Consider the following 15074-nt stretch of genomic DNA (forward strand, 5'->3'; position numbering starts at 1 on the left):
ATGAGCGTTGTTGTTTATGCCCCAGCTTCTACCGCGAATATTAGCGTGGGATTTGATTGTTTAGGGGCCGCCTTGTCACCGATAAGTGGTGAGCTACTTGGCGACCGAGTAATGGTTGAAGCCGCTGTGGAAGGTGATGCACTGCGCATAGAAACGGTAGGCCCTTATGCTGATAAGTTACCGGCAGATCCTAAGAAAAACATTCTATACGATTGCTATCATTATTTTGCTAAGCAGTATTTTGAGCAGCAGGCTAAGCCGTTTCCTAATGTGCTTATGACCTTGGAAAAAAACCTGCCGATTGGCAGTGGTATGGGTTCCAGTGCCTGTTCAGTGGTCGCTGCACTCGAAGGCTTGAATGCCTTTGTCGATTTCCCTTTCGATAAGCAACAAATGTTATTGATGATGGGAGAGTTAGAAGGGCAAATTAGCGGTAGTGTGCATTATGATAATGTCGCGCCATGTTATCTTGGCGGCATGCAGTTGATGCTGCAAGAAGCTAATGTGACTAGTCAAGCGATTCCACATTTTGACGACTGGTATTGGGTAGTTGCCTATCCTGGTATTAATATTTCTACCGCTGAAGCTCGTTCTATATTACCGGCGCAGTACCGCCGTCAAGATACCTTAGAGTTTGGACGTAACTTGGCTGGCTTTGTGCACGCCAGTTATAGTCAACAGCCAGAACTGGCTGCGGCGCTGCTTAAAGACAATGTTATCGCCGAACCGTACCGCGCTAAGTTGATTCCTGGTTTCGATCAGGTGCGTAGTTATGCTGCGCAGAGTGGTGCCTTGGCCAGTGGGATTTCTGGTTCTGGACCGACGGTCTACATTGTGACCCCGGTACTAGAGCAAGCCGAGCGAACTAAAGCTTGGTTAGAGCAGCACTTTATTCAAAATGAAGACGGATTTTGCCATGTTTGTAAGATTGACGAGCAAGGCACCAGAGTAACAGGACAGTCACTATGAACTTATATAATTTAAAACACAACGAAGAGCAGGTTAGTTTTACTCAGGCGGTTAAGCAGGGTTTAGGTAAACAACAGGGTCTATTTTTTCCCGACAACATTCCGCAGTTTGATGACATTGATGCGCTATTGGATTTAGATTTTCATCCTCGTTGTGCCAAGTTACTAGCTGCGTTGTTGGATAATGAACTTTCCGAAGCCGAGCTGTTAGACATGGTGAGCCAAGCTTTTACCTTTGGCGCACCGGTTGAGAAAGTCACCGAACAAATTAGTGCTTTAGAGTTGTTCCATGGCCCAACCTTAGCCTTTAAAGACTTTGGCGGCCGTTTTATGGCGCAATGTTTAGCCAAATTCTCTGAAGGAAATAAAACTACCATTCTTACCGCCACATCTGGTGATACTGGCGCAGCAGTGGCACATGCTTTCTATGGCATGGATAACATCAATGTGGTGGTGCTGTATCCAAAGGGGAAAATCAGCCCACTTCAGGAAAAACTGTTTTGTACTTTAGGCGGCAATATCACCACCGTTGCGGTGGAATCTGATTTTGATGCTTGCCAAGCCATGGTTAAGCAAGCCTTTGATGATCAAGAGTTGAAACAAGCGATTGGCCTTAACTCGGCTAACTCCATCAACATTAGCCGTTTAGTGGCGCAAGTATGTTATTACTTCGAAGCTGCTGCTCAAATGTCTAAGGCTCAGCGTCAACAGCTGGTGGTTGCCGTGCCTTCTGGTAATTTTGGTAATCTTACAGCGGGTTTAATTGCCAAAGCGATGGGCTTACCGATTAAGCGCTTCATAGCCGCCACCAATGTGAACGATACGGTGCCGCGTTATCTTGCGACTGGAGAGTGGCAGCCTAAACCGACTCAAGCCACTTTATCTAATGCAATGGATGTGAGTCAGCCAAATAACTGGCCGCGCGTGGAAGAGTTGTTTAAAACCCAAGGCTGGCCTTTATCTGATTTAGGTAAAGGGGTGATGGATGATAAGCAAACCGCAGCAGCGGTAAAAGCTTTGGATGGGCTAGGTTACTTGTGTGAGCCGCATGGGGCGATTGCCTACCAACAACTAGCCGAGCAATTAGCCGAAGGCGAGCAAGGCTTGTTCTTATGTACGGCTCACCCGGCTAAGTTTAAAGAAAGTGTGGAAGAGATCTTACAGCGTCAGATTGAATTACCTAAAGAACTGGCCGACCGCGCCGACTTGGCCTTGTTATCTAAAGAAATGCCAGCTGATTTCGCTCAATTACGCGAGCTGCTAATGAGCTTATAATACTCGCTATTGTGTTATTTATAACAGCGCCCTTAGGCGCTGTTTTGTTTTAAATCTTATGCCATCAATCGATATGCTAATGCTAGCAAATCGGCGAGTATCACCTTGTTAGCAAGGGCTCTCTTCGCAAAGGGCTTGGCTGAGCTTAAGTTGACCTTTGTGGTGAAGTCACGCATATTGGGTTGATTGGCATGCAATCAAAATAGTCATTATGAGTAAAGTATTAAAAGATCTGCTCGAGCTACTTAGCTTAGAGCGTATTGAAGAAGGCTTGTTCCGTGGTCACAGCCAAGATTTGGGTTTCGGCTCAGTATTTGGAGGACAAGTGATGGGGCAAGCTTTATCAGCGGCGAAGGAGACGGTGAGTGAAAATCGGCAAGTGCACTCCTTTCATTCTTACTTTCTACGCCCCGGTGATACTGACCATCGTATTGTTTATGATATTGAAAGCATTCGTGACGGTAAAACGGTCTCTACCCGCCGGGTGAAGGCGATTCAGTTTGGTAAACCCATCTTCTATATGACCGCGTCATTTCAAGAACCTGCTCCTGGTTTTGAGCATCAAGATGAAATGCCCGATGTTCCACCACCTGAAGAGCTTCAGTCTGAGCAAGAGTACGCGTTTCAATTACGCGAGTTATTACCCGATGCCGTGCGCGATAAGTTTATAAGCGATAAACCCTTAGAAATGCGTCCAGTTGAGTTTATTAACCCACTGCAGCCAGAGGTTGCTCCTGCCAAACGTTGTGTTTGGTTTAAGGCAAACGGACAAATGCCAGATGATGCTCGAGTACACCGTTACTTGCTGGCTTACTCTTCAGACTTTAACTTTTTGCCTACCGCTCTATTGCCTCACGGTCGTTCATTTATCGAGCCAAACATTCAAACTGCCACCATTGATCATAGCATGTGGTTCCATCATGATTTTCGCTTAGATGATTGGTTGCTGTACGTGATTGATAGCCCTTCAGCATCGCAGGGGAGAGGTTTGGTTCGTGGACAGTTCTTTACGCGAGAAGGAAAATTGGTGGCGTCGACTATTCAAGAAGGCTTAATTCGCGAGAGAGCACCTCGTTAGTCCCTTTAGAAACTAAAAAAGCATGCCAAGGCATGCTTTTTTTATTGCACTGAAGATTATAGAGATTCAGTGAAAGTACGAGTAATTACGTCTTGTTGCTGCTCAGTTGTTAGCGAGTTGAAGCGCACTGCATAACCAGAAACACGAATAGTTAACTGAGGGTATTTTTCAGGATGCTTAACGGCATCTTCAAGAGTTTCACGGCGTAGTACGTTTACGTTTAAGTGCTGGCCGCCTTCTTCGATAGGTTGAGCTTTAAGGGGTACTTCACGGTACTCAATTTGGCCCAATGTATCGATAGATACTACTTCATCTTCGGCATAAAGCTCATCTTTAACACAAAGACAGCGAGCTTGGTTTTGCTCATTATCTAGAAGCCAAAAAGAACCCAATAGTGCGTCGTTGTCTGCTTTAGTAATTTGTATACCTGTGGTCATAACATACCTCATTAGCTAAAAATTGTAATTTTATTACATAATATAGCGAGCCTTGAGCCACTTATTGAATCATTGTCGCCACTAAGTGTAACTATACTACAATTGACCTTAATCAAAAAAGGGTTTTTTTTGAATTTTATTGTTTATTTTGTTGTTTAACCGCAAGGTGGCACAATATGGCTTGTGCTAGCCCTTGGGGCTGTGCTTGAATAAGAATTGAACTAAAATCTATAAAAATCATTCAAATATCTGTTTTTTATATGTGAACGCTGTAGCAATCAAACTGGCACTAGAGATTGTTGGCTTAGCTAAAAAGTGTGAACTGGGGCTAGAGTAAATATGTCTAATAAACGATCTAGCGCAATAATAGTAAGAGCTTGAGTCCTTTATACTGATTAAAAAGTGCTGAATAGCCAAGGAGAAGCAATGTTACAAAGTCTTCAAGAAGATCATAAAAATATCGCTAAATTGCTTAAGGTTTTAGAGCAGAAGTTGGCTCATATTCGCAATGAGAAAGCGGTGAAGTACAAATTAATTGCCCACATTATTAGTTATATGCAAGAGTATGCTGACCGCTTTCATCATCCTAAAGAAGATTTAATTTATGACTACTATGTCAAGTATCGTGTAGTAGAGGACGACTTGTCTGATCAACTCAAGCAGCAGCACCAACGCTTGTTGGAAATGACTGATGAACTGAGTGATATTCTCGATATTATTCTGTTAGATGCAGTAGTACCTTTGGACCAGTTTAGTGACAAGTTAGAAGCTTTTATTAAGGCTCAATGGGATCATCTTAACTATGAAGAAGACGTGGTGTTCCCCGCTTTGAAACGTCATTTAACCGAGGATGATTGGCGAGCTATAGAACAAAGCTGGCAGCACGGTAACTATGAAGACCCCTTGTTTGGTCATCGAGTACAAGAGCAATATCAAGCGCTTTCTGAACGAATCAAACTATCCGAGCCGCTTGACGATTAGGCATTAGACGTTGAATTAAAAAACCCGGCTTTCACCGGGTTTTTTTTAATATTCGAATTCTGATTGTAAATCAAAGCTGTAGTCGATTGACTGTAGCTCTTTTTGTAAGCGTATTTTGTCCTTAATTGCTTCTATTTCACGCCATTTGCGTTTCTTATTAGAACCGCGAGAAGATTTGTTGGTTTCAACAGTATCCAAGTCCAGCCTATCCATGGTTATCTCCTTGTATGTTGTTGCAATTTAATAAGTACCACACGTTTATAGAAAGTAAAATACTATTGTTGCAAAAAGGTTACCAACAGCGAGCTTTTACAGTGATTTTTTCGATATTTTGTCATTAGAAATGTTTCGTCTTTGGTTTTTTATTGGTTATTTATTCTTATTATTTATTTGTATATAATTTTTTATATTGTTTTTGTTATATATCAAAGCATGCTAATGGGGTGACACCTAAACTCCGCTCAAATTAAGATTAAAAATTGGGTTTTCGAATAACCATAGATATAGGGTAAAACAGCACTATGAATGAAATTGTAAACTGGTTAAATGGTGTGCTTTGGGGCAACCTGCTGATCTATCTGCTATTGGGAACCGGCATCCTTTTCACCTTACGTACTCGCTTTATTCAGGTGCGTCACTTTGGTCATATGTTTTCAGTCATGAAGTCTAGCCGTAAGGGCGATGCTAGTGGCATTTCTTCTTTTCAAGCTTTGTGCACCAGCTTAGCGGCTAGAGTGGGCACGGGAAACCTTGCGGGGGTTGCGGTAGCCGTAACGTTAGGTGGCCCAGGTGCGGTCTTCTGGATGTGGTTGATTGCCGTGTTGGGCATGGCGACCAGCTTTGCCGAAAGCAGCTTGGCGCAATTATATAAAGTGAAAGATGACGACGGCAACTTCCGCGGTGGTCCTTCTTATTATATGGAAAAGGGCTTAGGTAAGCGCTGGATGGGCGTTATCTTCGCTATTTGTTTGATCATTGCCTTTGGTTTGGTTTTTAACGCGGTTCAAGCTAATTCTATCGCTTCAGCGATGCATGAAGCATTTGGCTTTAACAAGGTGTTGGTAGGAGCGGTATTGGCAGCTGCCGCGGCATTGATTATTTTCGGTGGTATTCGCAGTATTGCTCGATTTGCCGAGCTGGTGGTACCGGTAATGGCCTTGGCTTATGTATTAGTGGCTATTGCGGTGGTGTTGATGAATATTCAGCACATGCCAGAAGTATTTGGTTTGATTTTCCGTTCCGCTTTTGGCTTTGAAGAAGCGGGCGCGGGTGCCTTAGGCGCCGCCATGATGAACGGCATCAAGCGCGGTCTGTTTTCTAATGAAGCAGGTATGGGTAGTGCGCCTAATGCGGCGGCTACCGCAAGCCCTTATCCTGTTCATCCCGCTTCTCAGGGGTATGTGCAGATGCTGGGGGTATTTGTTGATACCATTGTGATCTGTACTGCTACGGCAGCGATTATTTTGCTCAGTCATGATGCCAATTTAAGCGGTGATGGCATTGCTTTGACACAACAGGCCTTAAGTGGCCAAGTTGGGGCATGGGGCAGTTATTTTGTGGGTGTGGCGATTATCTTTTTTGCTTTCACTTCCATCGTAGGTAACTATTCTTACGCCGAGACCAACTTGATTTTCCTTGAGCATAATCATAAGGCGGGTTTGTGGATTTTCCGCATCTTAGTGTTGGCTATGGTGATGTTTGGAGCGGTAGTGAAAATCGACATCATCTGGAATTTGGCCGATGTATCGATGGGCTTAATGGCTTTGGTAAATCTTGTGGCTATTTTGATGCTGTCTGGCGTGGTGGTTAAGTTAGCGCTTGATTACAATCGTCAGCTGGAAGCGGGTAAAGTGCCCACCTTTAACAGCGATGATTACCCTGAATTAAAATCACAGATTGATACCGAGATTTGGTCAGGCTCTAGGCAGAAATAGTTATTTTAGCTTAAATACAAAAAGGCCTCGAATTTATCGAGGCCTTTTATTTTCTACTATCTATAGGCTCTGTTCTGCACACCAGCTTTCAAAAATTAGCGCGGCTGCTAGGCTATCAACAGCGCCCTTTTCAAGCGCTTTATAGCCGCCTAGCTCAAATAGTTTTTCTTTGGCATCAACGGTAGTTAGACGCTCATCTTGCATGACTATGGGGTAACCAAAACGTCCATGCAGACGATTGGCGAACTTTTTGGCCCGTTGCGTCAGCTCCTGCTCGCTACCATCCATATTTAGAGGTAAGCCAATGATCAGTAAGTCGGGTTGCCATTGTTGTAGTAGCGTTTCAATAAGCTGCCATTGAGGGACGCCATCTTGAGCTTTGATTGCTGCCAAGGGCCTGGCGCTGGCGGTGAGCTCTTGGCCAATAGCAACCCCAATGCTTTTAGTGCCGAAATCGAAAGCCAGCGCAGAGCGCTCTCCTTGACGCGGCATCAGGCGTGACCTACTTCGCTAGACAGTTGCCAGATATCTATGCCCAAGCTTTTGGCTGCCGCTTCCCAGCGTTTATGGCTGGGCGTATCAAAGATAATCTCGGTGCTAGCCGGTAGGGTAAGCCAAGAGTTATCGGCAATTTCTTGTTCTAATTGGCCGGCTTCCCAGCTCGCATAGCCCAAAGTGACAATATAATCGTGAGGTTGGGCGTCGGTGCCTAAGGTATCCAATACATCTTTAGAGGTGGTTACCATTAACTCCTCACTCACTCGCAGGCTGCTATTAAAGCCTTTCATTGGTGAATGCAGAACAAAGCCGCGTTCTTGTGCCACAGGACCACCTTGATAAACCGGGCGATTGAGATTTTCCCGGATCATTTCACTATCTTCGTTTAGCTCAACTTGTTGAAGTAAGGATTCAACAGACAGGTCTACCGGCACGTTAATAACCAAGCCCATGGCGCCGTCTTCATTATGCTCGCAAAGATAAACCACCGAGCGCTTGAAGAAAGGGTCGTTCAAGCTGGGCATGGCGATTAAAAACTGATTTTGCAAAGTATTGATTGCGTCCAAAATAACCCTTCTTACTTATTAAACAGCCGTTGCTTTTAGTCTAGCTTCAATTGCGTCCATTAATTTGCCGGTAATTGAAATATCAAAAGCCGCTTCAATTTCTTTGATACAGGTAGGGCTGGTGACATTAATCTCAGTAACTTTGTCACCAATCACATCTAAGCCCACAAATACTAAGCCTTTTTCCTTTAGTACCGGCCCTATTGCACGAGCAATATGCCAGTCACTATCGGATAGCGGCTGTGCCACTCCACGGCCACCTGCCGCTAAATTACCTCGGGTTTCACCTTGCGAGGGAATACGCGCTAAGCAGTAAGGCATTGGTTCGCCATCTACAATCAGAATTCGCTTATCACCGTCAACAATTTCGGGGATGAATTTTTGCGCCATGCAGTATTCTTGACCGTGCTTGCTCAGCGTTTCTAACACCACACCAACGTTAGGGTCGTCTTGTTTTAAGCGGAAAATCGACGCGCCACCCATGCCATCGAGGGGCTTCATGATCACGTCTTGGTGCTGCTGGTGGAAGGCTTTTAAACGCTTCATGTCCCGGCTTACTAAGGTGGTGGGGGTGAACTCTGAAAACCACGCGGTGAATAGTTTTTCGTTAGCATCACGCAGGCTCTGCGGCTTATTAATGATTAAGCAACCTTCGGCTTCAGCCCGCTCTAACATATAGGTGGCGTAGATGAATTCGGTGTCAAAGGGCGGATCTTTACGCATGAGAATAACGTCTAGTTCACTGAGGCTTTGGTCGACAGTGTCACCGAGTTGGTACCAGCTTTGGGCATCGTGTTGTACGCTTAATGGGCGCATATTGGCCGCGGCTCTGCCCCCATCTAAGTACAGATCCTGCATTTCCATGTAGTAGAGCTCATAGCCGCGTCGTTGAGCTTCAAGCAACATCGCGAAGCTTGAGTCTTTTTTGATGTTAATATTGGCGATGGGATCCATCACGATACCAAGTTTTATACTCATTTAAGCTAAGTCTCCAAATTGACATTGCAACGCGGCGATAGCCGTTAATGCGGCGGTTTCGGTGCGTAATACGCGGGGGCCTAATAGCGTTTCTTGAAATTGATGCTGATTACATAAATCAATTTCTTGGTCGCTCAAACCACCTTCGGGTCCAATTAATAGCCGAACACCATGTTGCGGTGTTGGCAGGGTCTTAATGCTATATGGGGCCTTTGGATGCAAATTCAACTTTAAGGCTTCGCTGTTTTCACTGGCCCATTGTTCTAAGCTTTGCAGGGGCGCGATTTCTGGTACTACGCTGCGACCAGATTGTTCACAGGCGGCTATCGCAATTTTTTGCCACTGTTGGCGCTTCTTTTCAAAACGCTCTTGGTTTAATTTCACCCCGCAGCGCTCACTGGTGAGAGGGGTGATTTTATTCACCCCCAGTTCTACTGACTTTTGAATGGTAAATTCCATGCGGTCACCTCGTGAGATGACTTGGCCAAGGTGAATACGCAACGGCGACTCACTGGGATTATCGGTCACGGCAGTAATTTTTACCGTTACTTGTTTTTTATTGGCTTGCTCAATAGTAGCCGCATAATTGTTGCCATCACTGTTAAACAGCTCCAGTGCTTGGCCCACCTCCATTCTAAGAACTCGACCAACGTGGTTGGCTGCATCGGCTTCTAGTTCGACGACTTGCTGGTGTGACAACGCTTGAGAGTGATAAATACGGGGAATTCGCATGGCGGAAAGTCGACTCCATTGTGAGACTGTAAGAGCGGTCAAATAGACAGGCAAAGAATAAACCTATTATCTTCGTATTCCTAGCGTTTGGCCAGCCAAGGCGGTCAACGATATTGTTTATATCGGTGCTAAAAGCCTACTAGTTTTGATTGAAAACCAGTATTTCTCGACATCGTTTACAGCAATACTGAGTTCCCTTTAGTACCTTGTTATGACGACGCACGCCAAGCTGGTGTTGCTGACAGGCACAGCGATAACTAAAGCTTTTTATCGGCATTTCAGAAAGGGAATAGTGATGAGTGGTTTGTGGAGGGCAATTGAAGACCTTAAGCATAATGCTTTGCCATTCTTTGCCGTGAGGTTTAACTCGGCCGTAGAGTGCATGACAGATTAAATGCGCCACTTCATGGGGCACGGTATGGCGTAAAAAATCTTCACAATCTTGCGCATAAAAGTGAGCATTAAAGCGCAAGCGCCATTGGCTGAGGTTGGCACTGCCGGCTACTTTACTAATGCGTTGAGAGAGTATGACCTGAGGACGGGCAAAAGGCCGCTGGTAATACTGTTCTGCCAGCACGAAACATTGTTCTACTGTTTGCTGGAGTTGCTGCATTAGCCGACCTGCTGCTTGGAAAATAAAAAGCCGAAAGGAACTATACGCTTTCGGCTTGGTTGTATCGGTGCGCTTAGGGCTTAGATGCCAGCATCACTTTTAAGTTGCTCTGCTTTATCGGTTTTCTCCCAAGGGAATTCCTCACGGCCGAAGTGACCATAGGCAGCAGTGGCTTGATAAATGGGTCGTTCCAAATCCAGCATCTTAAGGATGCCATAAGGGCGAAGATCGAAGTGTTTGCGCACTAGAGCGATCAACTTGTCTTCTGGCAATTTGCCGGTGCCAAAAGTTTCGATGCTAATTGAGGTAGGCTCTGCTACACCAATCGCGTAAGACACTTGGATTTCACAGCGGTCTGCTAGGCCCGCTGCAACGATGTTTTTGGCTACGTAACGACCAGCGTAAGCCGCACTGCGGTCTACTTTTGATGGATCTTTACCAGAGAAGGCACCGCCGCCGTGACGAGCCATACCACCGTAGGTATCTACAATGATTTTTCTGCCGGTTAGGCCACAGTCGCCCATTGGTCCACCAATCACAAAGCGACCAGTTGGGTTGATATGGAACTGAGTGTTCTTGGTTAGCCATTGTTCTGGCAATACCGGTTTGATGATTTCTTCCATTACCGCTTCACGTAAATCCGCGGTTGAAATGCTGTCACAGTGTTGGGTTGATAATACTACAGCGTCTACACCGGTAATTATGCCGTTCTCGTAGGCAAAGGTAACCTGTGATTTTGCGTCTGGGCGCAACCAATCAAGAGTACCATTTTTACGTACCTCGGCTTGGCGTTTTACCAAGAGGTGAGAATAAGTAATGGGGGCTGGCATTAATACTTCAGTTTCGTTGGTTGCATAACCAAACATTAAACCTTGGTCGCCAGCGCCTTGGTCTTCAGGGCGAGAGCGGTCAACACCTTGATTAATATCGGGGCTTTGCTTACCCACTACGTTAAGTACTGCACAAGAGTCGGCATCGAAACCCATATCTGAATGGGTATAACCGATTTCGCGCACGGTGCTACGCGCTAATTCTTCAATATCAACCCAAGCAGAGGTAGTAATTTCTCCGCCCACCATCACCATGCCAGTTTTGACGTAGGTCTCACAGGCTACACGGGCCTTGGGATCCTGCGTTAAAATTGCGTCCAGCACTGCATCTGAAATTTGGTCAGCAATTTTGTCGGGATGTCCTTCAGAAACGGATTCTGAAGTAAATAAATGAGTAGCCATGTTTCGATCTCGTCAATTAAATTATATACGTATGGATGTATTACCATCTGGACGTCTATTTTAGTTCGCAATTATTTTTTTTCAAATTTATTTACACAGTCAGAGTGTTTGCTCTGACTGCGGAGGAGGCGAGGATTTGCTCAGAGAAACACTCAGCTCTCTTCTTTGGCTTCGTTGACTTGCCGTTTAATTTCAGGATTATTTCTTAGAGATTGCTTAAGTAGTTCAGAATAAAGCGGTTTTCCTTTTAGGATCTGAGCAATCAAGGTGGCGCCCATACAGGTGACTAACAGCGGTAAAATAAGTTGATAGTTGTCGGTCATCTCTACCACCAAAATAATACCCGTTACCGGTGCCCTTACCGTTGCGGCAAATAAGGCCCCCATGCCTGCTATGGCGAAAATTCCGGGTTGGGGAATTAAATCTGGAAAATACATTGCCATGAAGTTGCCATAGGCCAATCCCAATAAGGTGCCTAAGGCCAACATTGGCGCAAATACGCCACCAGGAGCTGCTGAAGCGAAACAGGCGATGGTGGCAAATAAACGCAGGGCAAAAATAAGTAGTAAGATGCCCCAAGTGGTGGGGTGTAAAAATAGCTCGGTAATTAATTCAATGCCGCCGCCAGTAAGTGAAGGGGTGAACTGTTGTAGCAGGGCGAACACTGCGCCAAACAGCGCGCCGGTGATGACCACCCGGCTTACCTTGCTCGCTTGCAGCTGGCTGACTTTATCAGTGGTATATAAAATCCACTTATTGAAATACACCCCAACGATGCCAAAGATAATTCCTAGGAAGAGGAAAAAACTTAAAGAGACTAAAGAGGGAACATCGAAGTGGGGAACATCCATCACTGCTTCTTGGCCATGCAAGGTTCGCATTACGATGGTCGCCACGGCACTGGCAACGGTGACGCATTTAAATGAGGTAATGTTGTAACGAAACTGGGGGCGCATTTCCTCAATAACAAACAGTATTCCGGCTAAGGGAGCATTAAATGCGGCGGCTAAGCCTGCGGCGGCGCCCGAAGCGGTAAGAATATGAGTAGCATGTTGGTAACGTTTAGCGCTGCCGGCAAACATATGGCCCACAGAGCCGCCAATTTGTATTGAGGGTCCTTCACGGCCCAAGATCATGCCTGAGCTAATGGTGAATGCACCGGCAATGAATTTAATCGGCAGTACTCTTCGCCAGCGAATGGTGTGCAAGCCATCCAAAGCGCCTTCTAAGTGCGGAATACCACTGCCCGAGGCTTCTGGAGCAAAACGGGCGGTGAGCCAGAAACCAAAAGCGGTCATAGCTGCACCCACCAAGGCGGCACCAAGTACCACTAGGGCTGGACTGAGCTCACTACCACTAAATAAATCTAATCGAAATGCACCAATAACTTGAATCGCTTGCTCAAATAAAGAAATAACCAAGCCGACTACGCCGCCAATAATCCCTGATAGCCCAATTAGAATCATGTAGTCATAGCGAGTGGTATAAAACAGTGGTGTAGCGCGGTGTTTCAGTAATCCACCTTGAAAAAAGCGAAAATTGGGTGATTTAGGCATTTATTCTTTAAAACCTTAATATTTTTAGCGCATTCGATGTTCGATTGTTGATGAGTTGGCGTGCTACTCATCTTCTCTTGTGTCCCCTGACCACAGCAAGGTTGTGGTTTATTCACTATGCGAGGAGCTGGATAGTGCGTGAACCAGCAAGGAAAAGAATAGCTGAGCTAAGGGCTGGTAAGTTGTTTGCCTTTGGCTTACCGATATTAAGCTAATCCTTTAGTTGCGAGTACTGGTATCGCTCCTTTTACACCTAGCTAAGAGGTCTAAATAGGGTACGGAATTTTAAATTCGGCACACATGATTGTAATCAAAGAAATGTGATCACTGTCAATTAATTCATTTGATAAAGATGTACTTAGATGATTATTTGCTATATGGGTTCCCATTTAGCTGAATATGCTAACTTGTTTCATCTGCCTCGCTCATATGCAGATTTATGCCAGCATATCTTCCATTGAAAGGGTAACTGTTGAAATTAAGCAGGCTGATTTGGTCATTTTCATTGTTTTTTTAGCTTTTCTGTGAAAAAGCCTCAAGAATGGGTTGCAGTTTTAGTCCTCTCTTTGTGACAATGTGCCGATTATTTTTAGACCCCCTTCAACAACGATTATTCAGGAGCAACACATGTCTTCTCGTCAAGAGCTGGCTAATGCGATTCGCGCATTAAGCATGGACGCCGTTCAACAGGCTAATTCTGGCCACCCAGGAGCGCCTATGGGAATGGCGGATATTGCTGAAGTGTTATGGCGTGACTTTTTAAAGCATAACCCCAATGACCCAAATTGGGCAGACCGTGACCGTTTCATTTTGTCTAATGGCCATGGCTCCATGTTGCTTTATTCTTTGTTGCACCTTTCTGGATATCAGCTTCCTATTGAAGAGCTAAAAAACTTCCGCCAATTGCATTCTAAAACTCCTGGCCATCCTGAATATGGTTACGCCCCTGGCGTAGAAACCACCACCGGACCTTTAGGACAGGGTATTACCAACGCAGTAGGTATGGCTTTAGCAGAGAAAATTTTAGCGGCTCAGTTTAACCGCGAAGGCTTCCCTGTGGTGGATCATTACACCTACGCGTTCATGGGCGACGGTTGTTTGATGGAAGGCATTTCTCACGAAGCCTGTTCTTTTGCCGGTACCCAAGGTCTTGGTAAGTTAGTGGCGTTCTGGGATGACAACGGCATCTCAATTGATGGTGAAGTTGAAGGTTGGTTTACCGATGATACGGTAAAACGTTTTGAAGCTTACGGCTGGCATGTTATTGCCGGTGTAGACGGCCACGACAGTGAGGCGATTGCTGCAGCGATTAAGGCGGCTAAAGCTGAAACCACAAAACCTAGCTTAATTTGCTGTAAAACCATTATTGGTTTTGGTTCACCTAATAAGTCAGGCTCTCACGACTGTCACGGTGCTCCACTAGGCGCGGACGAAATTGCTGCGGCTCGCGAGTTCTTAAACTGGCCTCATGCCGCCTTTGAAATTCCTCAAGATGTGTATCAAGCTTGGGATGCCAAACCGAATGGTGAAAAATCTCAATCTCAATGGAATCAATTGTTTGCTGGTTATGAAGCTGCCCACCCTGAGTTAGCGGCTGAGTTTAAGCGTCGTGTTGAAGGTCAACTACCTAGCGATTGGCAAGAGTTTGCTGATAACTACATTAGCGAATTGCAACAAAGCCAAGCTAAGATTGCGACTCGCCAGTCTTCGCAAAAAACCTTAGAAGCGTTTGGCCCTAAACTACCAGAACTATTGGGCGGTAGCGCCGACTTAGCGCCATCTAACCTTACTATGTGGTCTGGTTCTACTGCGGTAAGCGCCGAAGATGCTTCAGGTAACTACCTGCATTACGGCGTACGTGAGTTTGGTATGTCGGCGATTATGAACGGTATCACGCTACATGGTGGCTTTAAGCCTTATGGCGCGACGTTCTTAATGTTTATGGAGTATGCCCGTAACGCACTACGTATGGCCGCTTTAATGAAGCAGCCCGCTATTTTTGTTTACACTCACGACTCTATTGGTTTGGGTGAAGACGGTCCAACTCACCAAGCTGTAGAACAAATTGCTAGCTTGCGTATGACGCCGAACATGAGCACTTGGCGCCCTTGTGACTCTGTAGAATCTGCGGTTGCGTGGCGTCATGCGGTAGAAAGTACTGAAGGCCCTACGTCGTTGATTTTCTCGCGCCAAGGTTTGGCTCCTCAAGCGCGTGATGCTCAGCAG

The 15074-nt window shown here is 45.5% G+C and carries 15 protein-coding genes; 6 read left to right on the forward strand and 9 right to left on the reverse strand.

Annotated features, from left to right (window positions below):
* From thrB to tesB, 3 genes are all read left to right on the forward strand, one after another.
* Window positions 1-969, forward strand: coding sequence for a homoserine kinase (thrB, locus tag ACQY6Q_RS04705; protein WP_427978456.1), 969 nt, complete (start codon window positions 1-3; stop codon window positions 967-969).
* The gene (gene thrC / locus ACQY6Q_RS04710; protein ID WP_427978459.1) at window positions 966-2243 is read left to right on the forward strand and encodes a threonine synthase; all 1278 of its coding nucleotides are present in this window, start codon (window positions 966-968) and stop codon (window positions 2241-2243) included. Before thrB ends, thrC begins: the two co-directional genes overlap by 4 nt.
* A gap of 211 nt (window positions 2244-2454) precedes the next feature.
* On the forward strand, window positions 2455-3321 hold the full coding sequence (gene tesB / locus ACQY6Q_RS04715) for an acyl-CoA thioesterase II (protein ID WP_427978462.1): 867 nt from the start codon (window positions 2455-2457) through the stop codon (window positions 3319-3321).
* 56 nt (window positions 3322-3377) lie between these two features.
* Here tesB and grcA read toward each other — a convergent pair whose 3' ends face one another.
* Complete coding sequence (gene grcA / locus ACQY6Q_RS04720; protein ID WP_427978464.1) at window positions 3378-3770, reverse strand: autonomous glycyl radical cofactor GrcA; 393 nt, start codon at window positions 3768-3770, stop codon at window positions 3378-3380.
* Window positions 3771-4184: 414 nt separating this feature from the next.
* Here grcA and ACQY6Q_RS04725 point away from each other — a divergent pair, with 414 nt between their 5' ends.
* Window positions 4185-4739 carry a hemerythrin domain-containing protein gene (locus ACQY6Q_RS04725; RefSeq protein WP_427978466.1) on the forward strand — a complete coding sequence of 185 codons (555 nt, stop codon included), beginning with the start codon at window positions 4185-4187 and terminating at the stop codon, window positions 4737-4739.
* 45 nt (window positions 4740-4784) lie between these two features.
* Here the strand turns inward: ACQY6Q_RS04725 and ACQY6Q_RS04730 are convergent, their stop codons facing one another.
* Window positions 4785-4952, reverse strand: a complete 168-nt coding sequence (locus ACQY6Q_RS04730) for a DUF3545 family protein (RefSeq protein ID WP_427978468.1) — start codon at window positions 4950-4952, stop codon at window positions 4785-4787.
* Window positions 4953-5260: 308 nt separating this feature from the next.
* On the opposite strand from ACQY6Q_RS04730, the gene ACQY6Q_RS04735 reads away from it, so the two are divergent.
* On the forward strand, window positions 5261-6673 hold the full coding sequence (locus tag ACQY6Q_RS04735) for an alanine/glycine:cation symporter family protein (protein ID WP_427978470.1): 1413 nt from the start codon (window positions 5261-5263) through the stop codon (window positions 6671-6673).
* Window positions 6674-6733: 60 nt separating this feature from the next.
* Here ACQY6Q_RS04735 and ruvX read toward each other — a convergent pair whose 3' ends face one another.
* The 7 genes from ruvX to clcA form a co-directional block, all read right to left on the reverse strand.
* On the reverse strand, window positions 6734-7165 hold the full coding sequence (gene ruvX / locus ACQY6Q_RS04740; RefSeq protein WP_427978472.1) for a Holliday junction resolvase RuvX: 432 nt from the start codon (window positions 7163-7165) through the stop codon (window positions 6734-6736).
* Window positions 7165-7728, reverse strand: coding sequence for a YqgE/AlgH family protein (locus ACQY6Q_RS04745; RefSeq protein WP_427978493.1), 564 nt, complete (start codon window positions 7726-7728; stop codon window positions 7165-7167). Before ACQY6Q_RS04745 ends, ruvX begins: the two co-directional genes overlap by 1 nt.
* A 27-nt stretch (window positions 7729-7755) precedes the next feature.
* Window positions 7756-8715 carry a glutathione synthase gene (gene gshB, locus ACQY6Q_RS04750; RefSeq protein ID WP_427978474.1) on the reverse strand — a complete coding sequence of 320 codons (960 nt, stop codon included), beginning with the start codon at window positions 8713-8715 and terminating at the stop codon, window positions 7756-7758.
* Entirely contained in the window at window positions 8716-9447 is a 732-nt protein-coding gene (rsmE, locus tag ACQY6Q_RS04755) for a 16S rRNA (uracil(1498)-N(3))-methyltransferase (RefSeq protein ID WP_427978476.1), read from the reverse strand.
* 139 nt (window positions 9448-9586) lie between these two features.
* Window positions 9587-10060 (reverse strand): SprT family zinc-dependent metalloprotease, encoded by a 474-nt coding sequence (locus ACQY6Q_RS04760; protein WP_427978478.1) that lies wholly within the window; start codon window positions 10058-10060, stop codon window positions 9587-9589.
* A gap of 80 nt (window positions 10061-10140) precedes the next feature.
* Complete coding sequence (gene metK / locus ACQY6Q_RS04765) at window positions 10141-11292, reverse strand: methionine adenosyltransferase (protein ID WP_427978481.1); 1152 nt, start codon at window positions 11290-11292, stop codon at window positions 10141-10143.
* A 152-nt stretch (window positions 11293-11444) separates the two neighbouring features.
* Window positions 11445-12848, reverse strand: a complete 1404-nt coding sequence (clcA, locus tag ACQY6Q_RS04770; protein WP_427978483.1) for a H(+)/Cl(-) exchange transporter ClcA — start codon at window positions 12846-12848, stop codon at window positions 11445-11447.
* A gap of 627 nt (window positions 12849-13475) precedes the next feature.
* Between clcA and tkt the strand changes: the two genes are divergently transcribed.
* Window positions 13476-15074, forward strand: a 1599-nt coding sequence (gene tkt / locus ACQY6Q_RS04775) for a transketolase (protein ID WP_427978485.1), incomplete at its 3' end; no start/stop codon positions are given.

It is taken from the genome of Agarivorans sp. (assembly GCF_050295395.1).
In the GTDB taxonomy this organism is placed as follows: domain Bacteria; phylum Pseudomonadota; class Gammaproteobacteria; order Enterobacterales; family Celerinatantimonadaceae; genus Agarivorans.